Here is a 25363-nt window from a genome sequence, read left to right on the forward strand (position 1 = left end):
GATGTCGGTAACCCAAAACGCGCCCGCAAATACCTTAGGGTTGCCCGAAAAATTGCGCCTTGAAGCGCGCCTTGACAAGGCGCGCTTCAACCCGGCGAGCCTCGTGCTGCTCGCGCCGGCCACCGTGCTGCTGCTTGGTTTGTTTCTGGTGCCCGTCGTGTATGCGATTTATCTGGGCTTTACAAACCTTCAGCTCATTGGGCTGCACGCCGTGAACTACCGCTTCACGGGATGGGCAAATGTAAATACCCTGGTTCACGACGCGACTTTTTATCAATCGATCTGGCTAACTGTCTTGTTTGTGGTCGGGTCGGGAGCAGTGGGCGCGACCCTGCTCGGCCTTGTCATGGCAATTGCCATGCAGGATTGTTTGCGATTGATCCGCCAGATTGCAGGCGCCTTGGCAATTGTCGCATGGACATTGCCGCCTACGACAATTGCCATTGTTTGGAAAGCAAGCAGCACCGAGTCCGGAATTATTCCGACCCTGCTGGGAAACCCAAACTATGATTTGCTGTATGACCAAGCCATGCTGATTGTTTGCCTGGCGAATTCTTGGTCGCTCGCGGGGCTCGCGATGATTATGTTCTCGGCCGCGCTTCGCAACGTACCCGAGGAGATACTGGCTGCCGCCAGGCTGGAAGGAGCGTCTCGCGCCCAGACGTTGTTCAAGGTGACCTTGCCGATGCTTAGATCCACGATCGTCACATCCGCACTTCTAATGACACTTCTCACCTTTGGCAATTTTACGCTTGTCTACCTGATGACCGCCGGAGGCCCTGGAAATCAGACAAATATCTTGCCGGTCTATTCTTATCTGCAAGGCTTCAAGTTCTTCAACTTGGGTTATTCAGCCTTGCTCGGCAACGTGATTGTCCTGATCTCGGCCGTCCTGGGAGGGCTATTCGTCCTTCTCGGGAAACAGCGCCGATGAGATACCTCTATCCCGCCGCGGCAAGCGTGCCACGGCGGGGCGAGATGCGGACGCGGGAAATGGCAACGCAAACGCTCACCGGCTGGCCCGCCGCCGACAATAGTGCGCCCGCCGGTGAGCCTGATACAAATCGCGCAAGTGGGACTGACTTAAATGACTCGAGAAATTCAGCCTAGCAGATCGACCGAGTTGCCGCCCTGGTCTCATCTGACACCCAATAAGGTCAATCGCTGGAGCTTTTCCAAGGTTTTCAGCAACATCGTAATTTCTGCACTCTCAATTTTCTTTGCGGTGCCCATGTTATGGCTTGCACTGGCTTCGGTTGATAAGAACGCAACTTTTCAGACGAAGCTGCCAGTCCTTACCGCAGAGCATTACATCGTCTCTCTTGAGTCAGGAAACCTGGCCGCGCTGCGCAACAGCCTGGTGATATCCCTCGTCGCGTCGACCATTGGTACGGTTGCGGCCTTCTTTGCCGCCTACTCCTTTTCACGTCATCACATCGTTTGGAAAGGCCCGATCCTGCTGGGCATTCTGTTTCTATCGGGCGTTCCGATCACGATCCTCATAGTGCCAATGTATGAGATGTTTAGCTCCGCCGGGCTTCTGACGATGTTCCCGACGGCGGTGCTGCTCGGGGTTACCGCACTCCCCTTCCAGATCTATCTCATAAAGAACTTCATCGATGCCATACCGCGCGATCTGGAAGAGGCCGCCTATATCGAGCGGGCAAAGACATGGCACGTATTGTGGTCGGTGATACTTCCACTGACAATGCCTGGTCTCGCGTCGGCAGCTCTGTTTGGTTTCGTAAACGCTTGGGGGAGCTTCCTGATACCGCTTGTGCTGATCAGTTCCGACAATCAGCAAGCTGCTCCGGTCAGGCTCTTTGGTTTCGTCAATGCCACGTCCATCGACTACGGCGCGATCGCGGCTTACTCCATTATCTATTCACTGCCTGTCGTGGTCCTCTATCTGGCACTCTCGAGGCAGTTCAAAGCCGGTTTCGTTCTGGGCGGCGCAGTGCGCTAGCAAGAACCGCGACCATGCCTCGCAAGGTGCGGCATGGCTCGAGCGCGGGTGTGGCGAACTCGCTCGCTGGTAATCCGCGTCCTCGGTGTTGTCCAATGCAGGCTGTCGCTTGGCTTCTGCCGCTGCCTGGATAGCTGGACTAAAGAATCGACCATGCGATAGCATACGATACTTCTCGACTGCTTTGAAGAGCTTCGCAGCTGCTACGCACGGGAACGGAATGTGGCTCTCAGGGGGGCCAAATGCTTGCGAATTGAGGCGCAGGTCACCGAGGGCACTGAGCGACGATCGTCGGCCCTTATCTTCACGGCTATCAATGTCAGGCGATCCTACTTTCCTTGCTTGATGAAATCCGCTGTTCTTTCGCCGATCATGATGCAAACGGCGTTGGTATTGCCCGAGACGATGGTTGGCATGACGGATGCGTCGGCCACGCGAAGACCTTCGACACCGTGAACGCGGAGCCTCGGGTCGACGACCGCCATATCGTCATGGCCCATGCGGCAGGTACCGACGGGATGAAGCGCTGCATGCGCTACCTCTTGGCAAAACCTTCTTACTTGGATTGGCGTCGTTGTTGCGGGGGAGGGGACTTGCCTTGATGCTATGTAGCGCCGGATGGCCGGCTGCTCCATGATTTCGAAGGCTCCCATGGTCCCTTCAACCACCGCATCGAGATCATAGGGATCGGAAAAGTACCGTGGCGCCACGCGTGGATTGGCATAAGGATCGGCGCTTTTCAGCGTCACTTCCCCTCGAGACCGAGGCCGGATTTGTCCCAGATTTATCGTGCAGCCGTTTCCGCCGGGGACGGCGTCAATCCCTTCCTCAATGCCCGCACCCACGACCATGAAATATTGCACATCCGGGATCGGTTCGCTTGCGTTGCCCCACCAGAACGCGCCTCCCTCGATCAGGTTCGAAGAAGCCGGGCCATCCCTGAACAGCAGATAATTCAGGCCAGCCGCGGCTTTCCAAAGCGGCTTCTTGTATTTGTCGTAGCTGTGGGGTCCGTTCAACTGATAGACGAGTGAAACTTCGATGTGGTCCTGCAGGTTCTGTCCGACCCCCGGCAGATCGGCAACGACAGGAATGCCATGGCCGCGCAAAGCGTCGGCCGGGCCGATTCCCGACAACATCAGCAATTTCGGCGAGGCAATCGCACCTGCCGACAAAATCACTTCGCGACTGGCCATGAGCACCCATTTGCGGCCCTTCGCCACATACTCCACCCCGACAGCACGCCCCTTCTCTACAATAATCCGCGTGACCGTGGATCCCGTTCGAACCTGGAGATTGGGTCGGTGGCGAGCGGGTTTGATGAACGCCGTCGCGGCACTGCTGCGCCGCCTGTTCTTGGCAGTGATCTGGTAAAGACCGCAGCCGGCCTGGTCGCCCGAATTGAAATCAGGATTATAGGGCAGCCCAGCCTGCTGGCACGCCTGCAGCCAGGCGCGCGTGAGGGGGTGGATGTGATCGATGTCGGAAACGCCCAGCGGTCCCCCTACGCCGTGGGTCTGGTTGCAGAACCGGTTGTTGTCTTCCGACCGCAGAAAGTAGGGCAGCACATCATCATAATTCCAGCCATCGGCGCCGAGTGCTTGCCAGCGCGCATAGTCGGATGGAGCGCCGCGTATATAGATCATTGCGTTAACTGAACTGCCACCGCCGAGCACTCGGGCCTGGACCATGGTCGGCTGTTCCGTGCGCGACTGGGCTGCGGTCGGCTCCCAGGCAATCCGTTTCAAGAGGGACCCTTGAGCGGTCTTGTAGTAGGCACCGGGTATATGGATGTAGGGGTTGAAGTCGCGCGGGCCTTCCTCCAACAGGAAGACAGAGGCATCAGGATCTTCGGAAAGCCGCGCGGCAATCACGCATCCGGCGGAGCCACCGCCAACGACAATATAGTCACAGGTGGTCTGCATGATTTCATCTCGTGGTCGAATCCCCAGGAGCGCCGATCCATACCTTGTCATGGGTTCGATATCCTCTGATCGAATTCCAGCCTGAGCTCCGCGGCAGAGTCGCGCCAGATTCTGGCCCGACGGATCTCCGTCCTGTCCGATCATCTGTAGAACGCATGTCGAAGCTGGCCCTGCCGATCTTCCACAGTAGGCAAACATCGCGAGCACATGACAAGTTCGCAAACCATGGAACGTCGAAGCAGGGTGACGCGCTAGGAGAGAAAGTTTGCGGTGGTTTAGGCATTCGATGCTGGCCCGGACCGAGGGCTCAGACACCGAGCCGCCAAGCTCGGCTTGGCCGCGCGGGATGCGGCGTCCTTTCGCGAAATGACGCAGAAGCGGCGTCAACTTACGACAAGAATCGTCCAGACGCGCACTTCTTTTGGCTCCCGCATTGTGGTGTGGTCTGGCGCAGGTAGACCTTGATGATGGACGACAAAGCCGTGCCGAACCAGACGAGAGACCTTTCGTTTGCCGACGACTTCATCTTCGCCAAGCTCGTCGAAGATGTCCGCGACTATCCAGTTGAAGATGCCGTCGTTGTAAACATCAGTCCCAGCGCGATGATCACCGGCGATGAGCACCCGGCGATCGTGCCAGCCTGGAAGTCGACATGGCTGAAGGGCGGGCAGATCAAGTCCGCGGAACGGGCAGCGCTTCTGAAGGTGCGAAAAGCCACCAATCTGGGCGGTTGCATGTTCCGCGGCTGGGACTGGCTTGGCAATCGAATAAAGAGTTTCCCACGCGACACGCCGCTGTTCATTTCCCCGCAGGATGAGATCGGCACGGTCAGCACCGATCCTCTGGTGTTCACCAATGAGCGCGCATCACCCGGCTCTCCACAGACGTTCACGCTCAAGCTGAACCTTTGGTGGTCGCCGGGCGACACTGACTGCTTCATCCACAATGAGCACCGCTTCCTCGAAACACACACACAAATCCATGGCTCGGGACGGATGCAGAAATTTCGACTGCGCGACGAAACCACAATTTATGAAGACGTGGTGATGCCAGTCGGTTACTCGCACGACCCGTTTTGCAGGGTTACCGGCAAGAATGAGTGGACCTACCCCTGGCACCGCTACTACGCGGATACCGATTCGGTGTGGCTGGCCGTAGAACTCCATCCCTGATGACTTTTCGACCGGTCTCTGGCGATCGTCAGTGCCTCGCGTCAGCCGGCGATCAAGTGTCGGCGCCAAGGGCCCGGTTCCGAGCATTGTTCGAGCTGGTTAAGCCGGCGGTTTCCCGGCGGAGCTGTTAGATTGAAAGATTGAAAGGAAGAACATGAAGCTCAACGGCATGCGCGTTGAAGGAGCCGACAACGGTATCGCGGTAATTGAGGACGATCTGGTTCGGCTGCGGGCCAATGCTCGCACGGACTGGTTCTTCGCCCCAAGCGGCAAAAGCCGTGTCGCGAATGTCACGCGAGTGGTGCGCGAGATCGACGAGCAGCATTTTGCACTGTCTGCCAGGGTCTCTGTCGAATTCGCGTCTCCATACGACGCCGGCGCGATCTTCATCGAGTGCGATGACGACAACTGGGCGAAGATCGCCTTCGAATTTTCCGCCGCGCGCAAGCCCACCATTGTCAGCGTGGTGACTCGCGGTACATCCGATGACTCGGACGGGCCCCGTCACTCGGGCGACCATGTGTGGCTGCGTGCCTATTGCGACGGAGAAACGATCGCGTTCCATTTTTCCGAAGACGGCAAATACTGGAATTTCCTGCGCTGGTTCACTCTGCCCGGCGTCGAAAGGCGGCCGGTGCGTGTAGGACTCGGCGTTCAATCGCCGACGGGCGAGGGGACGACCGCTGTTTTCTCGGACGTCCGGCTTTCTGTGGCCAAGATCAGCGATCTGCGCAACGGACAATAGCTGACGGCAATTGGCCGTTGACGACAGCGGCTCAGCCCGCTTGGTCCCTCATCATCGATTTCGATTGGGGCCAACGGCGACCGGCTTTATGGCCTCCCCGCGTTTCCTGCCAAGGCGCCAGTAATGCCACGTGGCGGGACACTGGAAATCGTGATCCGAGTGACGGATGCAACGGATAGCGTTTTCGGGATGATCCGTTCCGCAAGATCACGATCTTTAAGGATCGACTGAGGCGTTGGCGCGCCTTGAGTACAGGCGCGGTCGCCCCACCAATGCAAGGTATTGGCGTCTTGGCCGCGCACCTGGCTCGATGCCAACTCGCAGCCGCGAGCTGCGGGCTTCGCCACAACGATCGTCATCTGACGGCGCTTGTAGCCCATGGGTTTTTTAGCCCCACGCAATGAATGAGTTCTGACGCTCACCGGGTCCTGCCGCCTGAAAACCAGGAGCGGCACGTCGCTCTTGTTCATTCGGAGCCACGGCCGCGAAACCTCTTGACAACCTCGGCACTTCGCGGGATGTTCATCCAGTAATAGTTACTTTCACTGAGTGAAATAAGGATTGGCAATGGCGACTGTGCTTCAAAAAGACGAGATCAAGGGGATCATCCCGCCACTCGTCTCGACCTTCAGACCCGATGGTGATCTCGACCTGGAGCTGTTCAAGGGTGAGCTTCGGTTCATGGAAGGCGCTGGCATTCGCCTTGCCGTGGTCGGCGGAAGCACCGGTTCCGGGGATGAGCTTTCCGCCGAAGAACTTGGACTCTTGGTCGAAACAGCCACGGCAAACAGCAAGCTGCGCGTGATCGCCGGGATAATCACGACCACCACTCGCGACGCGATAAAGCGTGGTCTGCTCGCCCAGCAGGCCGGCGCCTGCGCGCTGATGCTTGGCCCCCCAATCTACAATACCCCCTCGGGGGATGGGCTGGACAAGTTCATCCAGGACGTCGGGAGGGCGACCTCTTTGCCCATCATCTACTACAACCATTTCTTCAACCCGCCGTCCGTCATGCAGCGCATTGCTCAGCTGCCGGAGGTCATCTGCGTGAAGGAAGTGGCGCTGGAGCCGGTGACGGAGCTGGTCCAGACGGTGGGCGACCGCGTCGCCATCGCTGCCGGCGCCGATAGCGTGAACATTGCGAGCTTTCTTTTCGGCGCGCAGGCTTCGATCTCCGGCATCAACACGGTCATTCCAAAGCAGTACGGGGCGATCTTTGCCGCGCACACCGCCGGTGATTACGTCCTCGGACGCAAGCTGACGGACAAGATCGCACCGCTGGCACGGGAGATGACCAAGAGCGTCAATTTCCCCGCCCGCATTAAGTTCGCGATCAACGCCCAGGGCCGCAAGGTAGGTGAACCGCGCAAGCCCAATGGCGACTTGGCCAAGGAGGATCAGGAAAACATCCTGAAGGCTCTCAAGCATGCCGGACTGCTTGCCTGAGACGTGACAGGCGTTGCCGTCCGTTCGTTGAGTTAATGAGCCAAAACAAACCATCAAAACAGAGGGAATGAGGAAATGAGGAAGGACGTGTATCCCCCCAAGGCAGATTCGACGCTTATCGGGCGGCGCGATGTGCTGAAGACAGGCTTGTTGTTGGGCACCGGCATGATGCTTGCCGGGGCGGGGCTTCGCCCCGCCCTGGCCGACGAACCGAAGCGGGGAGGGACGCTCCGCGTCGGCCTTGGAGCTGCCGGGGCGAAATCGTCGCTCAACCCCTTCATCTCGACAGGTGATATGGATTTCGCCGTCGCCCAGTCGGTCTTCGACCGGCTCACGGACTTCGACAAGGATGGTAATCTCTACAACAAGTTGGCGGATGACTTCACTCACAACGCCGAGGGCAACGTTTGGAAAATCAAGCTCAAGAAAGGTGTGGTCTGGCATGATGGCGCACCTTTCACGGCAAAGGATGTGGTCTATACCATTCAGTACATCCTCAATTCCGACAACAAGGCCGATGCCTATCCCAACCTGGCGCCGCTCCTGGAGCCGAAAGGTGTGCGTGCGCTCGATGCCAATACCGTCGAAGTGGCGTTGAAACAGCCCTATGCGCTGCTGCCGCAAGTGCTGGGCAGCAAGGTCATGTTCCTCATGAAGGACGGCACGACAGATTTCGACAAGCCGATCGGGACCGGGCCCTTCAAGTTCGTGTCGTGGTCCCGCGGCCAGCGGGTGACGCTCGCGCGCAGCGATAACTATCGCACGCCCGGCCAGCCTTATCTCGATGGGGTCGAATTCATCGCGATCAACGACCCGACCGCCCGCATGAATGCGCTGGTGGCCGGCCAGGTCGATGCCGTGGCTCAGCTCGATGGAAGCCTTGCGCGCCTGATTGAAGCAAATCCAGCTCTCACCCTGCTGCGCTCCAAGAGCGGAGCCACGACCGATCAATTCATGATGACGAACCTGAAGCCCTTTACCGACGTGCGCGTCCGCCAGGCGTTCAGGCTCATGATCGACCGCCAGCAACTGCTCGACAACGCACTGTCGGGATATGGCAGGATTGGTAACGACCTGCACTGCATCACCGATCCAGACTATGCTTCCGAGCTGCCGCAACGCGCTTACGACCCCGACCAGGCGAAATCGCTGCTCAAGCAAGCGGGCTTTGACAACAGCCAGGCGATCACCCTCTACACCTCGGATGCCGCTCCAGGCATGCAGGCGTCGGCAACCCTCATCGCCAACCAGGCGAAGAAGATCGGCGTCGACATCGAGCTCCTCGTCGTGCCGCCCGACAGCTACTATTCCGGCCCGAACTTCAAAAAGACGCAGATGGGCAGTTCGGATTGGGGACAACACACTCTCGAATCCCAATTCGGGCAAGGCTATGCGCGGGGGGCTTACTGGAACGAACCGGATTGGACCAGCGACGAGTTCGATAAGTGGGTAAGCAAGGCAAGGACCACATTCGACGGTCCCAAACGCCGCGAATATTACGTTGAGGCTCAGAAGGTCCTCTGGAATGAGGGAGCTTACATCATCTGGGGCTTCCGTGATCTTCTCGACGCCTCCAGTGCCAAGGTCAAGAACATCGTTCCCTCCACCCAGAGAAATCTTGGCTATTATCAGTTCGAAAGCGTCTATTTCGCGTAGGCTGCAAACCGCCGTGGCCGACCAGGCTGCGGCGGCACCCCCTTTTTTGTGAAGAGTGAGCTCCTTGAACAAGCCTTTGCTCCAGCTTCTTTTGACAAGAATAACCCTGGCTGCCGTCACGCTTTTTGCCGTCTCCATCGTCGTTTTTGCCGCCACCCAGTATCTGCCAGGAGATCCGGCCCGGGCTGCGCTTGGTGCCAAAGCTGATCCTTCGGCGGTTGAGGCGCTCAGGCGCGAGTTCGGCATGGACCGTCCCGCAGTCGTGCAATATGCGAGCTGGATCGGAGGCGCACTCACCGGCGACTTCGGTCGGTCGATACCGTCCGGGCGGTCGGTCTGGGAGGCGATTGGGCCAAGGGCCGTCAACACCCTGATACTGACGGTCACATCGCTGCTTCTGCTAATACCACTGTCCTTCGTGCTCGGCATTGCAGCGGCGATCTACAAAGACAGATTGGCTGACCACCTGATATCGGTTCCGACGATCGTGACCGTTGCCCTGCCTGAGTTCGTCATCGGCACGGTGTTGATCGTACTTTTCGCAGTTTATCTTCGTTGGTTGCCGCCGGTATCGCTGATCAACGACAGCCTCCCCCTCTCATCCCAAACCAGCCTGTTCATATTGCCGGTTCTGACGCTGCTCGGCACAACACTGGCCCAGGTCGTTCGAATGGTTCGAGCGGTGGCCCTGGAAGTGCTGAGCGCCGAATACATTTATATGGTGCGGCTGAGGGGCATAAGCCCCGCGCGGGTATTGCTGCGCCACGTTCTTCCCAACACCATCACACCGACCATCCAGACGATCGCGTTGAACGCGGCTTGGTTGGCTGGTGGAGTGGTGGTCACCGAGTCCGTCTTTCAACTGCCGGGCATCGGCAGCGCGCTCTCAGAGGCTGTCATCAACCGTGACATGCCGACGGTGCTCGCCATCACGCTGATCATCACGGCTACCTATGTGCTGATCAACCTGGTGTCCGAAGCGCTGATCCTTCTTCTTAATCCAAGGCTGCGCGTGGCGCGCGGTACGACCTAGCCGAAGGGATTGACCGTATGCGCCGCTCCGTCCTGCGCCTGACCTTGGCGAAGCCAGCAGCTCGTATCGCTCTGGTCCTGGTCGTCATCATAGTCGCCCTTGCCTCGCTCGGGCCATTTTTCAGTCCCTACGCCTTCGATGAAATCGTCGGCGCTCCATTCGCGCCGATAACCCACGAGCATTGGCTTGGAACCGACTTCCTGGGGCGCGACACTTTCAGTCGCTTCCTCTATGGCGGAAGGACTGTGCTCGTCGTCGCGCTTTGCGCAACAATGGCGGCCTATGTTGTGGCGGTGCCACTTGGCATCTACTCGGGCCTGCGGCGAGGCGCGCTCGATATCCTTCTGATTGCCATTTCCGATGTGATCTATGCGCTGCCGCCGGCAATCTTTCTTCTCGTCCTTCTCGCCTCGACGGGGCCAAGCCTGCCCACAGTCATCATAGGGATCGTGATCCTGCATTCGCCCCGCATCTTCCGTATCGTGCGACTGATCACCATGGATATCTCAAAGAACGAATACGTCGAAGCTGCCTTCGCGCGCGGGGAAAGCTGGGCTGCAATCTGCTTCCTCGACATCCTGCCCAACGTGCTGACACCGGTCCTGGCCGACTTCGGAGTGCGACTTTGCGGGTCGATCATTCTCTACGCTTCCCTAAGCTACCTGGGCTTGGGCCTGCCACCGCCGGCGGCCGATTGGGGTCTGATGATCAGCGAAAACCGCATTGGCATCACGATCTCGCCATGGATCGCACTCGCGCCAGCTCTGTCAATTGCTGCCTTCTCCGTTGCCGTCAACGTGCTTGCCGACAGCTTCGCGCGCTCGGTCGGTCGGTCGAAAGAGATCTGAAATGACCGAAGCAATCCCGCTCGTTGTGCAATCCCTTTACATGCATGATCTGAACGGCCGCGAAATCGTCAGTGACGTCTCCCTTCACGTGAAGCGGGGTGAAGTCCTGGCCATCATCGGTGAATCGGGATCTGGAAAGACGTCGGTCGCCTTGAGTTTGCTAGGCTTTGCGCGGCCCGGAATGCGTATTTCGTCCGGCAAGATTTTGATTGGCGGTACCGACATCCTCTCGCTCTCCGGCCAGAGGAAACGTGCCTTTCAGGGCGGCAAAGTATCGCTGGTTCCGCAAAATCCGACGACGAGCTTCAGCCCCCGCATGTCCGTCGGCAAGCAAATGGCCGAGCTTCTTGCGGCGCACGGCCATTCGGGCACCGGCATGAAGCAACTGATGCGTGATGCTTTGCGGAGCGTCGATCTCCCGGACGATGAAAAGTTTTCGAGACGCTATCCCTTCGAGCTGAGCGGCGGTCAACTGCAACGCATCGCAATTGCCATGGCCTTCGTCACGTCTCCGCAGGTCATCGTGATGGATGAGCCGACCACCGGCCTGGACGTATCCACCCAGCAGACGATCCTTGAGCTGATCGCGAGGCTGGTCAAGTCCAGCAGCGCAAGCGTGGTCTACGTCACCCACGACCTTGCGGTCGTGAACGTCGTGGCCGACAGGGTGGCCGTCATGTTTTCTGGCAGGATCGTCGAGCAGGGGAGCCGCAGGCAGGTTTTCGCCGAACCGAGCGCCGATTACACGCGCATGCTGCTCGACGCTATTCCACGACTGGTAACCGATGGTCCAGCGGCGGCGCCCGAGGCCGAGGGTGCAATTGAATTTCAGAACATTCTCGAGGTGAAGAACCTGCGCGCGGCTCATGGTCAGGTCGAGGTCGTGCATGGCGTTTCATTCTCGGTTGGCAAAGGCGAGTGCGTGGGTCTGGTCGGTGGAAGCGGCAGCGGCAAAACCACAACAGGCCGATGCGTGACAGGTTTGCACAGCAACGCCTCGGGCAGCTTGTCGTTCGAGGGCCATTCGATGCCATTCGCTGTCTCAAGCCGCTCCAAGGCAGATCTCAGCGCCATGCAGATCGTGTTCCAAAATCCCGATCGCTCTCTCAACCCGAAGGAATCTGTCGCCCAGAGCATCGCTCGTGCTGTTCGCCTGACGGGACTGGCTGATAGAGCACGGGTCGGCGCCGAAGTCCGGTCGCTTCTCGACCGCGTGCGGTTACCGCAACGCGTTGCCGACCTTTACCCGGCAGATTTATCCGGAGGTGAGCGTCAACGCGTAGCCGTGGCCCGCGCGCTCGCGGTCAAACCGAAGCTTCTGGTGTGTGACGAAATCACTTCGGCTCTCGACGTGTCAGTGCAAGCGGCCGTGGTCGAGCTTCTGCTCGATTTGAAGAGGGACGGCCTAGCGATGCTGTTCATAACGCACAACCTGCCGCTGGTCTCCGAAATTGCACAATCCATCATAATCATGAAGGACGGAAGCATCGTTGAGGCGGGACGAACGAATGACGTCCTGCGTTCGCCAAACCACTCTTACACAAGAATGTTGCTGGATGCCGCGCCGCGACTTAATTGACGGCCGGCTCGACTTGGAGCACCAAGGGACGATTGCTACGGGATTTTGCTGGGACGATCTTGCCAAACGACCTGTTCACCGATGAGGAAAAAGGTGCCCGCTTCGACGCTGTCGATCGGGCGGTTGCAGTGTTGCGCGTTCTTGAGCGGTCTGACCAGCCCATGTCGCTGTCGATGATCGCACGAGAGGTGGGGCTGGGACAGCCAACCACGTCACGTTATGTGGCCAGTCTCGTCGGGCATGGGCTCATCGAAAAGGTGAATGGAAATCGCTATGTCCTTGGCATTGGGCTTTATATTCTTGGGCAGAAATCACTCCACCGCAGGGACGTTCGAACGGTAGCCCATCCCTATCTGGAAACCTTGCACGAGCAGTTCAATGAGACCGTCAGCTTCGCCCTTTGGCTGCGCCACGAGGTTGTCGTCGTGGACTGTATCGAGGCCATGCAGACGCTGCGTCAGGGAGCATCCGTGGGAGTAGTCAACCCATGGCACGCCACTTCTCTCGGCAAGTCGATTCTCGCATGGCTTGATGCGGATGAAGTGGACGTTCTGCTGAAGGAGCCGGGGCTGCCCCGTTACACGTATAACACCCTCACCACCGTCGACCAGCTGCGTGCGGAATTTCCCCTTATCCGGGAGCGGGGCTATTCGGTCGACAACGAGGAGTCCGCAATTGGAGGGCGCTGCATCGGCGCGCCCGTCTTCGACCAATCGGGGCGCCCGCTCGGCGCAATCAGCATCAGCGGACCAGTCGCGCGCGTTACTGACGAGGATGTCCCGTCGACCGGAGGGCGAATTGCCGAGATCGCGGGTCAGATATCCCGCGCAATGGGGTATTCGGGAAAGCCATCCCGTGAGACCAGGCAATCCTGATCCGGTCCTGCTCATGCCTTCTGAAGCCATAGCCGCCTGTTCCGCAATAAAAGATTCGCTCGGAACACGACGGACCCAGCCGGTGCATTTCACTGGCCCGCAGCATCCTGTGCAGATTGCTCTCGCTTGAGGAGGCCGCTCGTTTGCTGCCCTCCTTGAACTGTGGCGGTGCGGCGCCTCGAGGCGGCCTTGGCCACAGCCTCCGCGGCGCGAAGGGCGGCCACATTATCTGACCCCCGTGCCAGCCAGGTCAGCCTTCGCTCCCCGGCGCTGACAAAGTCCTCGACTGCAGCAACATGCGAATCTCCGTCGCGAACCGGCACGAGCTCGTTCTTGGCTGCATGCCGACGCATGAGCGTACCCGAAGCCTTGCCGTTCAGCGTACCGTGGGCGATCAGCGTGCCCCGATCTCCAGCCACCACAACCGTGCTTTCCAGGTCGGCGATCGCAAAACTCTCGAACGCATGAAACAGGCTGCCATCGTTCAGTTCAAACGAATAGGAAATCTGGTTGGGTCTGCCATTGGCAATAGTGCAAATGGCCGAAACTTCACGCGGTTCTCCACCCGTCAGGAACCTGGCAAGGTCGATGTCATCGACGGACATGTCGAGATAGATGTCGCCTTCGCTGTCGAGATCGTCCTTTCTGCGCTTGGCCGCGGGCTTGTACGGTCCCTCGCGGGTAAGAAGGATCGATTGCACCTTGCCGATGTCGCCATCCAGGATCAGTCTGCGCATGGTCTGGTGGATGGCCGATGCACGGAACGGATGATGTACCGCAAGCACAATCCCGGCGCTGTCGCACAGACGCACAAGCTCAGCGGCTACTTTGCTGTTTTCGGAGATAGGTCCATCACAAAGGACGTTCTTGCGAGCTTTGGCCGCAGCGGTGATGTAATGGGCCCGCCGCTTCAGACGGGCACTGACATAGGTGAACTGGACGTTAGGATCGCCGAGAGCATCCGACAGGTTGGTCGTCCATTGCGGAATGTCGAGATCCTGAGCGAAATGAGCTGCATCCATCTTTCGGCGGCTGACCACCCACAACGGAGCATGCCCCTGCGCTCTGATGCCCGCGACCATCTGCTCCGTGGCAATTGTCCCGGTCCCCATAACTGACCACCCCGTCTTGCCGTGAGTTGCCATGCCGGGCGCTCCTGATCTGGCCCTGAGTATGGGCGCATTCGCCTCTTGCAGCCAACTTCGCATCTCGTTGAAGTCTGCATTAAAGTGACGTACAGATAGCGTCTGTTCGCGTCATAGGGGAGGCGATCAAGGTGAACCACATCGCAGGGGATACCGCGGCGCTCGCGGCAAATTTGAGGACCTTGTGCGATCGCCACGGGTCTGTCGCCGCTGTTTGTCGCAAATTAAACGTCAACCGGCAACAGTTTAACAAATATCTGTCAGGCGCCCATGTGCCGTCCAGTGCCAATCTGCGCACGATCGCGAATTTCTTCGGGCTGAGCGTGCCGATCCTTTTCTCCAACCCTGAGGAGTTCAGGACGCTCATTGACGGCAACTTTTTTCATGCGATGTCAACCGCGCGCCATTTGCCGGAGTTTGTCAACTTCCTGTCGAATATTGTCTTCGACGGAAGCGTGCAGGATTCGGAAATCCTGGGTGTCTATGACCGGTATCAGTTTTCGTCGATCTACAAAGGTTTCATTCTAAAGTCGGCATTTTGCCTTTATCGGAATAACAATTTTCTCCAGCATTACTATATCGAGAGGTTCCCGAGCTTCGACCGGCCGGGAAGAACGGAATACGTCTTCAAGTACTACGGGTTCAGCTTCCCAGTTGCGGACCGGCTGTTTACGGCTGATTTCGAAGGCATCCAGAGCAATGAGCTCACCTTCGGTGTCTATGCCCAGGTTAAACGAAACGCGAAGCGTTTCATGTTCGGCATCGCCAGCGGCATTGCCGCCAACGCCTTCCGACAGCCCTATGCTACTAAGGTTGCCTTGCACTACAAGGGGCCGGGCCTGCTCCAACGCAGTCACCTCAAGGAGCTTACCGTGATTGACAGGAGCGATCCGAGCATCCCCAGGGAAGTGCTGCAGTATTTGGGTGACGGGTCGGACATGATCCAGATGTGACATGCGCACGAAGTGCATTGCTCGTCAGCTTTATGCTCGGCCGGTGGCCCTGCCGGTTCAATCGCTTCCCGAAATCGCCAACAAACCGACCACGCCACCTTCCGCTGGTCCGTCACGGATCTGATGGCGCCCTAGACGTACTAGGATCACAGCAAAGAGAAGGCGGGCAACGTGGTTGCCCGCCCTTCAATGTGACGAGAAGTCCTGGGAGGACGTCAGACAAGCCTCAGATTCGACTGGCCGATGGAGGCCGAAGCCCAATTCGTTGCTGTTCTGTTGTATGCGTGAGTTAACCCCTGACCCTGTGGGGGCGCAACTTCGCACGGACAAGGTTTGTGAAGCGACATTATGCATGACGGGCGCCTTCTAACGTCAGCTGGATCGGACTTCCACGTTCGAGGTTGTTGACATCATCGCAACTCAGCGCCGGCAGGTGAGGCTGATCGCCAGACCGCCCAAAGCCTGCATGAGCAATCACAGGCTATTGTATCCACCGTGAAAGTGGCCGGTAAGCTGTCGGTTCTTGACGTCAGTTTCTTGCGCTTTAGGCGTTCAGGATAAGCTCATTCAGAGCCAACCGATGCAGCGACGGCGTCGCCGCGGCAAGAACGGGGCCTCCTTCCTCAGCTCGCCCGCCATCGAGACGCGTGATCACGCCCCCGGCCTTCTCGATGATCGGGATAAGGGCCACGATGTCGTAGGGCTGCAGGGAAGGTTCAAGCGCTAAGTCGATCCGGCCCGCCGCCAGCATGGCGAAGGCATAACATTCGCCTCCGTAGCGGGTCATCTTGACGGCGCTGTTCAGCCGCTCGAAGCCAGCTTTGAGATCGCCGTGAAAATGTTCGGGCGAGTTGGTGTGGAGAATGGCGTCGGAAAGGGTGTCGATGCTACGCGTCCTGAGTCGCTGGGGTTCGCCGGCGCGCTGGCGCCAAGCCCCGGTCGTGTCGGCCCAGAACCGCTCGCCAATGTAGGGCTGGCTAAGCATGCCCATTTCGGCGTGGCCGCGATTGGTCAAACCGATGAGTGTCCCCCAGACGGGAATCCCGCAAATGAAAGGCCGCGTTCCATCTACGGGATCAAGCACCCAACGCCAGTCGCTGCCGCCGCCGGTTTCGCCGAATTCCTCACCGAGTACGGCGTGGTCGGGAAACTCCGCTATTATGGCTGAACGCAACGCAATTTCTGCTTCTCGATCCGCCTCGGTCACCGGATCAAATCTATATCCGGGCTTAGGCTTGGTCTCGACGGCTAGCTCGACCAGATAGCGGGGCAGAGTTTCAGCATCCGCCAGATCAGCAAGACGGTGCAAGAATGTTGAGTCCGGTAGCTTCGACATGATTTCCTTCCGATTATGCCATGCAGCTGCTTTTAGGGGCGGGCGCTCCGTCCAATTCTACATTCTCGCATCTGCGGTTTGGCGGAAATAAAGCCGTGTTTGGCCGTGATGAGAGACGGCTGCCGCTCCGTTGGTGTTGCCGGAAACAGGAATTGGCCCGGCTGAATTGTCGCGACGCGAAGCCATCGATCTCGTGAACGCGCAGTTCCGAGTGCGGTGCTCCTGCGGCGGCGGCCGCGTGCGTTGATCCTATGGCGCTCATGGGATGAGTAGACTGCTGGTCCGAAACGGGGAGAGGCCCTCGGTGCCATGCAAGTCATTGGCGAAGCGACCGTGGGATTCGCAGCGTTTATACTAGGGACAGATGTCATTCCAGCCCCAAACCTTGGCGCCCGCGCAAGCCAAAATCTAGTCTCCAAAATGTGAGTAACCACAAGCCCGGTCACCATGACAGCATCTGCGCTGTCTCCGCTTCCGAACCCCGCTCAGGCTGCCTGAAGGCAGCGTCCCGCTTCCGAAGCCAGCCGACGAACTGCGCTCGCTGCTCGCGCGACGACCTCTCGTCGGAGATTGCCGGTCTGGACACTCGCGACGATGCAGTTCGCCACCTCGTCGACCTGGGGACCGGAAGCCAACAAAAGTAGCTCGACGCCAGCTTTCAAGGACGCCACCGCGGTTTCCGGGACGGTCCGGCCACGCAACGTTCCAGGCAGATCAAGATCGTCCGAAACGATCAGGCCCTGAAACCGGTGGGTCTCGCGAAGCAACGCTACCACCTTCGCTGAAGTCGAGGAAGGCTCGCCCGGATCGATCGCATCCACGGGTATTGGTCCGGTCATGATGGCGCGCACACCCGCCGCAATGGCCGCGTCAAAGCATGTAAGATTGGGTCTGAGATCATGCAGCGCGGCAGTGACCGTAACGGCGGCGCTGTCATGGGGATCCTCGGGAACATGGGGATGGCCGGGAAAGTGCTTCGCCGTTGCCGCGACACCTTGGCTTTGTACTCCGCGAATGAACGCAGAGGCGGCCCGACTGACGAGGTCGGCGTCCGCAGAGAAGGTGCGGTCACGCAGCCATGGGTTGCTCCCCGTCACCAAGTCGAGGACTGGTGCCAGGAAGAAGTTGACGCCGCATGTCTTTGCTGCGCGGGCTGCCTCGACTCCAAAATGCTCTATTTCGGCCTCCTTCATTTCCAGGACCTCGCGCGGATGAGGAAGCTGGGGGGCAAGGTTGTGGAGGCGATGGACCCCTCCCAGCTCGTAGTCGATCGCGATCAGCACGTCGCCAGCAAGCGACCGGGCGCGGTTGTGATAGTCAAAAAGAAGCTCTCGCGTCTCTGTTTGCTGCCTCTCTCTAGACATGCGACGCGCCACATATTCCTCGCGCGTTGATCCGAGCAGCGAAGCGACGCCGCCGGCATCGAAGAAAGACCTCGAGGCTTCCGTGAAATCAGCCCTTTCAAAGGCGGGCAGAAGTACTGCATAAGCGTCGCGTGCGATCTCATCCACGTTGTGCATTCCTTATTGTTTCCACCCTCAAGGCTTCGTCCGAACGAGACAGCTCAAACGACATCGGACATTCATTCAATTTACGGCATGTCTGCTCAGGAGCGGGGGAACGAAACCCATGACTTCGAAGCTGAAGATCTGACGCTGATCTCGGACAGCAGAACGCCCCGCAGCCCTTCGTACACATCCTGGATCGGCACGGGGAGCGCTTCTCGCCAGTTTCGGCCGGCTTCGAGCGCCGTTGCATAGTCGCTGTAAAGGACCGCAAGAGCTTCGAGGTAGCCTTCGGGGGATCCCGCCGGCAGGCTCGTCGCAAGCTTCGCGTCTGAGGTGATGTCGGCCTGGCCTCGACGGTAGGTAAGATCGCTTTGGCCGAGCCGAGACATAGTCAGCGTTTCCGGTGCCTCCTGACGCCACTCGAGAGTGGCCTTGGAGCCCACGATCTTGAAACGCAGCCCGTTGCGGTGGCCTGGCGCGGCAAGAGAGGACCACAACACACCATTGGCGCCTCCCTCGAATTCGAGCTGAACAACATCGGTGTCGTCCAGTCCGAAGGAATCGACCGTTTGCATCAAATTGGCGCTGAGCGCGGTGCACCGAAGCCCCGAAACGAATTCGAGGATGTTAAAGGCGTGTGTTCCGATGTCCCCAAGCGCGCCGGTCGGTCCCGCCTTTGCGGGGTCGCCGCGCCATGTCCCGCCTTTGCCCAGCTTCGAGGGGTCGTTTACCAGCCATTCCAGAAGATACTCCACATGCATGAAGCGAACCTGTCCGATGTCGCCCGCGCGGATGCGGGCGCGAGCATCTCGAACCATCGGATAGCCTGTGTACGTATATGTCACAGCAAAAAACGTCTCGTTTGCCGCCGCGATCCGCTGGAGCTCGCGCGCCTGCTCCGATGAGTGGACCAGCGGCTTTTCGCAGATGACAGGGATGCCCGCTTCGAGAAAGGACTTGCATGGCTCGAAATGGAGATGGTTAGGGGTAACGACTATCGCGACTTCTATGCCATCATCGCGTGCCGCTTCAGCGGTAGCCATGTCAGTGAAGCTGAAGTAGATGCGGTCCCGAGCCACCCCAAGCGCCTCGCCGGCTTCAATGCTGGTTTGTCGGTCGGACGAGAACGAGCCTGCGACCAATTCGAAGCGATTGGTTAGCCGCATGGCAGTTCTATGCCGGCTTGCAAAGAAAGAACCTCGCCCTCCTCCCAACATGCCCGCGCGAAGGCGACGTCTGCCCGGGATGTCGTCTGTCAGAAGATTCATGGATCCCCTTGCGTAATTGGCCCGGCTCTTATCGGGCCTGGAAAGACAGGTGTCGCACGTCGCTCAATCCGGCAGCGGCAGCGTCATGATTAAAGTCATCCTTCCACTCGCTGAATCGAGCGACAAGTTCGCACGGCGCCAATCAGTGACGCACAGTGATGCGATCGGTGACGCCGTTCGGTCGACCGAATGAGACGCGAGCGCTCCATTGCGATCGCCGCAACCACATCATAGGGCTCAACAATGCGCCAAACGCAGGCATCTCCTGGAGGAGCAACGGCGTCCACGCGATGAGCTAAGAATCGGTCCTGCCGGGGTTGAAGTGCATTCCAAACCTCGTCGGCAGGATCAACTGCCGAGTCGCCCGCAGGCACGCGGTCCTGTCGTTCAACGGGGGTGTCGGTTAACGATGACGTTGCAGGGTGGGGCGCTTGGGATTTATATCCGCTGGGCACGACCCGAAGAGACAACCGGCTAGGGTCGCCGTAGGGACTTCTGGACAATGCTTGCAGAAGAACGCCAAGAGATCATTCGCGACAGATTGGCCGAGCATGGCAAAGTCCTGGCCAACGCGCTTGCGCTCGAGTTCCGCGTCTCTGAAGACACTGTGCGGCGCGATCTGCGCGATCTTGCCAGGGCCGGACTTTGCCGCAGGGTCTATGGCGGAGCCTTGGCCAGGGCGTCGGAGGCCAAAGCCGGGCCTGAGCGGTCGAGGACCTCGACCACGGATCTGGCGCCGCTGGCTGCCGCCGCAGCGAAGCTCGTTCAACCAGGCGCGACGATCATGACCGACCACGCAGCGCTTAGCGTTGCTTTTGCCGCCGCTTTACCTCGGCACCTGTCTTTGACGATCGTAACAAATTCCCCACATGTCGCGAGTGCCCTGGAGGGGCACCGTCAAGCCAGCGTCGTTCTTGTGGGCGGGCTTTATGACCAAGGCAAAGGATGCTGTCTTGGAACCGCCGCCATTTTGCAATTGGAGCAGTTCAACGCCGACATCTTTCTTGTCAGCGATTGCGCGGTCCACGCTTCCGTCGGATTGACCGCATTCGATCTTGCCGACGCCGAAATCAAACGGGTCATGTGTCGCCGAAGCGCCGTGCGGATTGTTGTCGCTACGGCCGACCGTATGGCGAAAATCGCTCCCTTTCAGGTTTCGGGACCTGATGCGATCGATCATATACTCGCAGCCCGCCAGCTTGATGCCGAGACCCTCGAACCGTTTCGCCGCCAAGGCACGCTTATCGACCACATAGGCTGAAGGCTGCGACAGATCCTTCGGGCCTTCCCTCCATCCCGCCGGATCATTAACCAGCGACAAGATCCTGCATCAGGATTTTCAGATCGCGCGCCACTTCGTAGCTGTCCATCTGATGCTGCTTGTTGCAAAACAGCTCGCAGCTCCACCAGCTATCGTAACCGGTCGCTTTCACGGCAGCCACCCATTCTCTAAGGTTCAATACGCCCTTGCCCGTTTCGACATCGCGGAGAATAGGCTCGTTGGGGATGCCGCCGGTGAACGCAAGAGAGTCACAGATGTGCACTCCGTAGATGAGGTCTTTGTCCAAGCGCGAAATGCGTTCCGGGCCGTCGCCGGAGGTGTAGCAGTGCCAGAAATCGACGACGAGGCGTATGTTGTCGCGTGCCGCCTTCCTTATGGTGAGAAGCTGCCTGTCAATCGTGTTGAGTGGGGTCCAGGACAGCGCCTCATGGTAGATGACCAGGTTGCGTTGGGCGGCGATGTCGGCGACGGCTGCCAGCCCTGACGCCGTGATGTCGATCTGCTCCTCGAGCGGCAACCCGACGACGCCTCGGTATAGATCCGGGTGCCTGGTGCTGGCCTCGGGACCGAGAGCCGCCAGACTGACTGGACCGGTGATGACCTGAATGCCCTTCGCTCCAACCGACACGGCAAGTTCCGTCAATTCTTCCGCGTCCCTCAGCAATGCTTTGCGGGCATTGCCGTGGCGTTCCACATCGAGAAGAAATCCGATGCCTGGAATGAACGTGTCACCGATCAAGCGACGCAGCTCCTGGACAGTGAAGCCGGCGTCCAGAAAAGCACGGATCTTGGCCCCGGAGGCTTCCAGCCCGTCAAAACCAAGCTCGCTCGCAATATCCACATCAAGGGCCAGCGTGCCGTGTCGCGCTACGAGAGCATGCAGGATAATCTGGTTCCGCTTCATCGTCATTTTGTGCCCGTCACTTCGTATTCACGACCGGGTTGTGCCGAATGCCAAGTCCCTGCCGGATCACCACGGCCGGCATAAAGCCTCGTCATTGCCAAGGCTTCTTCCGCGCCAGGTTGCTATGGTTGCTCATGGCTTCGGCGGTCGCAAGCCGACTACCCGCGCGATCAAGACATATCGCCTCCCCAGGGGGAACTGCGCGGCAGTCCGAATTCGTGCGCGACGTATGATTCCAATCGCGTCACATTGCGCCAAAATGGCTGCCAAGGAAGGCAAAATGGCTGCCGATCAAAAAGCGCCTGCCATGCGGCCGCCTTCGCGGCCTACGGAAGCTGCCCCATCCTATCTGTCGCAATGCTTCTTTCTCGGCGCGTCACATCGCGTCTATTAAAGCTACCCTGCGAACTTGTCGCACAGCCACAGATGACTGCTTACTAGGCACATGGACGAGGATCATATCCACAATCGCCTCGCCAACAAAAGACGAGAGGGTCGAACAATGAAACTGACCGGCGGGCAGATCGTCGCGAAAGCGCTCAAGGAATATGGCGTCGAATACGTGGCCGGTGTTCCCGGCCATGGCATCTGGTCTCTGTTCGATGCCTTCTTGGAGGAAGGCTCGCAATTGCCTTTCATCCAGGTCATGCACGAACAAAGCGCTGTCCACATGGCGGACGGTTATTTCCGTGCCAGTGGCAAGCCCATGGCATGTTCCACTTCGGTCGGACCAGGTGCGACGAACACAATTATTGGCCTCGCCACGGCCTATTGCGATTCCACCTCGCTGTTTTACGTCTCCGGCTCGCCGCAGACCTACATGCATGGCCATGGCACCATGCAGGAGATCGAGCGCCAACAGGACAATGCTTTCCCGCGCATCACCGAGCAGGTGACAAAACGGGCATGGCAAGCCCAGTCCGTGCAAGTCCTGCCGAGCATCATGCATCGCGCCTTCAACGCCATGCTCACCGGCCGCCCTGGTCCCGTGCATGTCGAGGTGCCGATGGACGTTCAGGTCGAAGCGGCCGATGTCACCATTCATCCGCTGGAAAAGCGCCTTCCCATTGGTGTGGCCTATCCCGATCCGAGCGCGATCGAGGCGGCGGTCAAGGTCCTGTTGAGTGCCGAACGCCCGGTCATCGTCGCCGGTGGCGGCGCTATCACGGCCAACGCTTCGAACGAACTGACGCGTTTGGCCGAGCGGGTCGGCGCGGCGGTTTCGATCACCTGGAACGGCAAGGGCGCCATCTCGGAAGATCACGAACTCTTCATCGGAGCGGTCGGGCAGACCGGTACGACCTGCGGCAACAAGATCACCGCGTCCGCAGATGTCGTCGTTTCGGTCGGCTGCCGCTTCACCGACTGGTCGGCATCTTCCTATGCCAAGGGCGTCTCGTTCTCGATCCCCCCGGGGAAGCTCATCCATATCGACCTCGACCCGCGCGAGATCGGCAAGACCTATCCCACCGAGGTGGGGATCGTATCAGACGCAAAGGTAGCCTTGGAGGCGATCCTGGCGCTCATTTCTGATGGCGATGCCAAGAAGGCGCTGGCCAAACGCGAGAAGTTTCTGGCTGACGTTCAGAAGGCCAAGGCGGACTGGATCGCCCAGGTGTCGCCGCGCGAAAATAGCCGCGAAACGCCCTTCACCTCCCAGCGACCACTGGTCGCTTTGCGCAAGGTTCTCGATCGCAATGGTATTGTGGTTGTCGGCTCGGGCAACACCCAGGGTTCGGTCAAGCAAAGCTTCCCAGTCTACGAGCCGCGCACCCATCTGACCTCCGGCTCCTATTCGCCGATGGGCTGGGCAGTGCCGGCCGCGTTGGGCGCCAAGCTTGCATGCCCGGACCGTCAGGTCGTGGCGATCGTCGGCGACGGCGACTTCATGATGTCGCTGCCCGAGATGGGAACTGCCGCGATGAACGGCATCAATGTGGTGTTCCTGGTGCTGAACAATTCTGGGTACATGTCGATCCGCGGTGGCCAGCGCAAGTTCATGGGTCGTCACATTGCTTCCGAATTCAATCATCACTCGGGCAATGGCCAGCCTTATTCGGCCGATATCACGGCTTCGGCCCGCGCATTCGGGCTCGAGGCCTGGAAGGTCGAGAAGGATGAAGATCTCGAAACCAGCCTGAAGGCAGCCTTGGAATGCGGCGGGCCTGCTCTCGTTGAAGTCATCGTGTCACGCGATGCCGCGGGGCCGTTCGCCACCGGCTGGTGGGATTTCCCGTCGCCAGCCTACTACGAGAAAGAGCAGGCCGCATACGCGCAGATGCGCGCACGCGAGCAACACCTCTAGCACGGTTGGAGGGCGCAAAGCGCCCTCCCGCATCGCCAGCAATCACATTCGGTAGTGCGGCGCGCACGCGCGCACGCAAAGCAAGAGATATTGCCATGATACGCACCTTCAAGCCCGCCCAAGGCAGTGTCGCTGACGATGGCCAGCAGGCCGTCACCGCGACGGTCCAGGCATTGCTGGCGCAAGTCGAGAAAGGCGGCGACGCGGCGGTCCGAGAATTGTCTAACCGCTTCGACAAGTTCGACCGGGAGAGCTATCGCCTGACCAAGTCGGAGATCGAGGGGTGCATCGCCGCGTTGAGCAAGCGCGAGCGCGAAGATCTCGATTTCGCTCAGGACCAGATACGCAAGTTCGCCGAAGCCCAGCGCGCCACGCTTCGCGATCTAGAGATCGAGACGCTGCCAGGCGTGATTTTGGGGCATAAGAACATACCGATCCAGAATGTCGGATGTTATGTCCCGGGTGGCAAATATCCGCTCCTCGCCTCCGCTCACATGACGGTCTTGACCGCTCGGGTGGCAGGCTGCGAACGCGTGATCACTTGCGCGCCGCCATTTCGCGGCAGGATCGCCGACAAGATCGTCGCTGCCCAGGCCCTTGCCGGCGCGGACGAGATTTACTGTCTTGGTGGCGTCCAAGCCATCGCGGCCATGGCCTATGGCACCGAGACGATCGCTCCCGTAGACATCCTGGCCGGTCCCGGAAACGCTTACGTCGCCGAGGCCAAGCGGCTCTTGTTCGGCAAGGTCGGCATTGATCTCTTCGCAGGTCCGACTGAGACCTTGGTGATTGCCGACGACAGCGTCGACGGCGAGATCGTGGCGACGGACCTGCTTGGCCAGGCGGAGCATGGTGTCAACTCTCCCGCACTGCTGATCACCAATTCTGAGAAACTTGCCCGCGACACCCTCGACGAGATCGAGCGGCTGCTCAAGATCCTGCCAACGGCGGCAGTCGCAGCCAAGGCATGGGAAGACCACGGCGAGATCATCCTGTGCGACACCCTCGATGAGATGGTGGCGGAGGCGGACCGTATCGCTTCCGAGCATGTCCAGGTCATGACACGCGATCCGGACTATTTCCTGGACAGAATGAGGAACTATGGCGCTCTATTTCTGGGCGCCCGCACCAACGTGTCTTTCGGCGACAAAGTTATCGGGACCAACCACACGCTGCCCACGAACAAGGCGGCTCGCTACACAGGCGGGTTGTGGGTCGGCAAGTTCCTCAAAACCTGCACCTACCAGCGCATTGAGACCGACGAAGCATCCGCCCTGGTCGGCCAGTACAGCTCACGTCTCTGCATCATGGAGGGTTTTGCCGGCCACGCCGAGCAGTCCAACATCCGCGTCCGCCGTTACGGCGGGCGCAACGTTCCATACGCATCGGCAGCCGAACCGTTCTGATGCGTAACCGC

The 25363-nt window shown here is 59.2% G+C and carries 21 protein-coding genes and 1 pseudogene; 15 read left to right on the top strand and 7 right to left on the bottom strand.

Translation table 11 applies throughout. The features are described from left to right. The first annotated feature begins 1 nt into the window (after window position 1). Both EN852_RS13855 and EN852_RS13860 read left to right on the top strand, forming a co-directional pair. A complete protein-coding gene (locus EN852_RS13855) occupies window positions 2-934 on the top strand; it encodes a sugar ABC transporter permease (RefSeq protein ID WP_127864774.1) in 933 nt (310 codons plus the stop codon). 153 nt (window positions 935-1087) lie between these two features. After that, window positions 1088-1966, top strand: coding sequence for a carbohydrate ABC transporter permease (locus tag EN852_RS13860; RefSeq protein ID WP_127864775.1), 879 nt, complete (start codon window positions 1088-1090; stop codon window positions 1964-1966). A 329-nt stretch (window positions 1967-2295) separates the two neighbouring features. Here EN852_RS13860 and EN852_RS13865 read toward each other — a convergent pair whose 3' ends face one another. After that, on the bottom strand, window positions 2296-3891 hold the full coding sequence (locus EN852_RS13865; protein WP_246694280.1) for a GMC family oxidoreductase N-terminal domain-containing protein: 1596 nt from the start codon (window positions 3889-3891) through the stop codon (window positions 2296-2298). A gap of 464 nt (window positions 3892-4355) precedes the next feature. Between EN852_RS13865 and EN852_RS13870 the strand changes: the two genes are divergently transcribed. Together EN852_RS13870 and EN852_RS13875 are read left to right on the top strand one after the other, a co-directional pair. Beyond that, complete coding sequence (locus EN852_RS13870) at window positions 4356-5063, top strand: hypothetical protein (RefSeq protein WP_245519780.1); 708 nt, start codon at window positions 4356-4358, stop codon at window positions 5061-5063. Between the two features lie 154 nt (window positions 5064-5217). Beyond that, window positions 5218-5808: a DUF1349 domain-containing protein gene (locus tag EN852_RS13875; protein WP_245519781.1), complete on the top strand. Its 591-nt coding sequence runs from the start codon at window positions 5218-5220 to the stop codon at window positions 5806-5808. A gap of 86 nt (window positions 5809-5894) precedes the next feature. Here EN852_RS13875 and EN852_RS13880 read toward each other — a convergent pair whose 3' ends face one another. Then, the gene (locus EN852_RS13880; protein WP_127864777.1) at window positions 5895-6278 is read right to left on the bottom strand and encodes a hypothetical protein; all 384 of its coding nucleotides are present in this window, start codon (window positions 6276-6278) and stop codon (window positions 5895-5897) included. A 97-nt stretch (window positions 6279-6375) separates the two neighbouring features. On the opposite strand from EN852_RS13880, the gene EN852_RS13885 reads away from it, so the two are divergent. The 7 genes and pseudogenes from EN852_RS13885 to EN852_RS13910 all read left to right on the top strand — a co-directional run bounded on the left by EN852_RS13885 (window position 6376) and on the right by EN852_RS13910 (window position 13245). Then, window positions 6376-7254, top strand: coding sequence for a dihydrodipicolinate synthase family protein (locus EN852_RS13885; protein ID WP_127864778.1), 879 nt, complete (start codon window positions 6376-6378; stop codon window positions 7252-7254). Window positions 7255-7329: 75 nt separating this feature from the next. After that, on the top strand, window positions 7330-8910 hold the full coding sequence (locus tag EN852_RS13890; protein WP_245519782.1) for an ABC transporter substrate-binding protein: 1581 nt from the start codon (window positions 7330-7332) through the stop codon (window positions 8908-8910). A gap of 64 nt (window positions 8911-8974) precedes the next feature. After that, on the top strand, window positions 8975-9943 hold the full coding sequence (locus EN852_RS13895) for an ABC transporter permease (RefSeq protein WP_127864779.1): 969 nt from the start codon (window positions 8975-8977) through the stop codon (window positions 9941-9943). 17 nt (window positions 9944-9960) lie between these two features. After that, window positions 9961-10032: pseudogene (locus EN852_RS43325) on the top strand (hypothetical protein); the annotation flags it as partial. 156 nt (window positions 10033-10188) lie between these two features. Then, entirely contained in the window at window positions 10189-10791 is a 603-nt protein-coding gene (locus EN852_RS13900; RefSeq protein WP_245519784.1) for an ABC transporter permease, read from the top strand. Between the two features lies 1 nt (window position 10792). Continuing rightward, complete coding sequence (locus EN852_RS13905; RefSeq protein WP_246694281.1) at window positions 10793-12370, top strand: ABC transporter ATP-binding protein; 1578 nt, start codon at window positions 10793-10795, stop codon at window positions 12368-12370. Window positions 12371-12429: 59 nt separating this feature from the next. Then, window positions 12430-13245 carry an IclR family transcriptional regulator gene (locus EN852_RS13910; RefSeq protein WP_245519786.1) on the top strand — a complete coding sequence of 272 codons (816 nt, stop codon included), beginning with the start codon at window positions 12430-12432 and terminating at the stop codon, window positions 13243-13245. Between the two features lie 89 nt (window positions 13246-13334). On the opposite strand, the gene EN852_RS13915 is transcribed toward EN852_RS13910, so the two are convergent. After that, window positions 13335-14390, bottom strand: coding sequence for a Gfo/Idh/MocA family oxidoreductase (locus EN852_RS13915; RefSeq protein WP_245519787.1), 1056 nt, complete (start codon window positions 14388-14390; stop codon window positions 13335-13337). Window positions 14391-14521: 131 nt separating this feature from the next. Between EN852_RS13915 and EN852_RS13920 the strand changes: the two genes are divergently transcribed. Continuing rightward, window positions 14522-15343 carry a helix-turn-helix transcriptional regulator gene (locus EN852_RS13920; protein ID WP_127875769.1) on the top strand — a complete coding sequence of 274 codons (822 nt, stop codon included), beginning with the start codon at window positions 14522-14524 and terminating at the stop codon, window positions 15341-15343. A gap of 544 nt (window positions 15344-15887) precedes the next feature. Here EN852_RS13920 and hisN read toward each other — a convergent pair. The 3 genes from hisN to EN852_RS13935 form a co-directional block, all read right to left on the bottom strand. Next, the gene (gene hisN, locus EN852_RS13925; protein ID WP_127864781.1) at window positions 15888-16679 is read right to left on the bottom strand and encodes a histidinol-phosphatase; all 792 of its coding nucleotides are present in this window, start codon (window positions 16677-16679) and stop codon (window positions 15888-15890) included. A gap of 485 nt (window positions 16680-17164) precedes the next feature. Continuing rightward, window positions 17165-18190: a glycoside hydrolase family 3 protein gene (locus EN852_RS13930; protein ID WP_189545920.1), complete on the bottom strand. Its 1026-nt coding sequence runs from the start codon at window positions 18188-18190 to the stop codon at window positions 17165-17167. A gap of 95 nt (window positions 18191-18285) precedes the next feature. Further along, window positions 18286-19455 (bottom strand): Gfo/Idh/MocA family oxidoreductase, encoded by a 1170-nt coding sequence (locus EN852_RS13935; protein ID WP_127875767.1) that lies wholly within the window; start codon window positions 19453-19455, stop codon window positions 18286-18288. 502 nt (window positions 19456-19957) lie between these two features. Here EN852_RS13935 and EN852_RS13940 point away from each other — a divergent pair. Further along, window positions 19958-20716, top strand: coding sequence for a DeoR/GlpR family DNA-binding transcription regulator (locus EN852_RS13940; RefSeq protein ID WP_127864784.1), 759 nt, complete (start codon window positions 19958-19960; stop codon window positions 20714-20716). A gap of 46 nt (window positions 20717-20762) precedes the next feature. Here EN852_RS13940 and EN852_RS13945 read toward each other — a convergent pair whose 3' ends face one another. Beyond that, window positions 20763-21647, bottom strand: a complete 885-nt coding sequence (locus tag EN852_RS13945; RefSeq protein ID WP_127864785.1) for a sugar phosphate isomerase/epimerase family protein — start codon at window positions 21645-21647, stop codon at window positions 20763-20765. A gap of 496 nt (window positions 21648-22143) precedes the next feature. Between EN852_RS13945 and EN852_RS13950 the strand changes: the two genes are divergently transcribed. Continuing rightward, the gene (locus EN852_RS13950; RefSeq protein WP_127875766.1) at window positions 22144-23946 is read left to right on the top strand and encodes a thiamine pyrophosphate-binding protein; all 1803 of its coding nucleotides are present in this window, start codon (window positions 22144-22146) and stop codon (window positions 23944-23946) included. 95 nt (window positions 23947-24041) lie between these two features. Continuing rightward, complete coding sequence (gene hisD / locus EN852_RS13955) at window positions 24042-25352, top strand: histidinol dehydrogenase (protein ID WP_127864868.1); 1311 nt, start codon at window positions 24042-24044, stop codon at window positions 25350-25352. The last annotated feature ends 11 nt before the right edge of the window (window positions 25353-25363 follow it).

Origin of the sequence: Mesorhizobium sp. M2E.F.Ca.ET.209.01.1.1, assembly GCF_004010375.2 — a bacterium.
Lineage (GTDB): Bacteria > Pseudomonadota > Alphaproteobacteria > Rhizobiales > Rhizobiaceae > Mesorhizobium.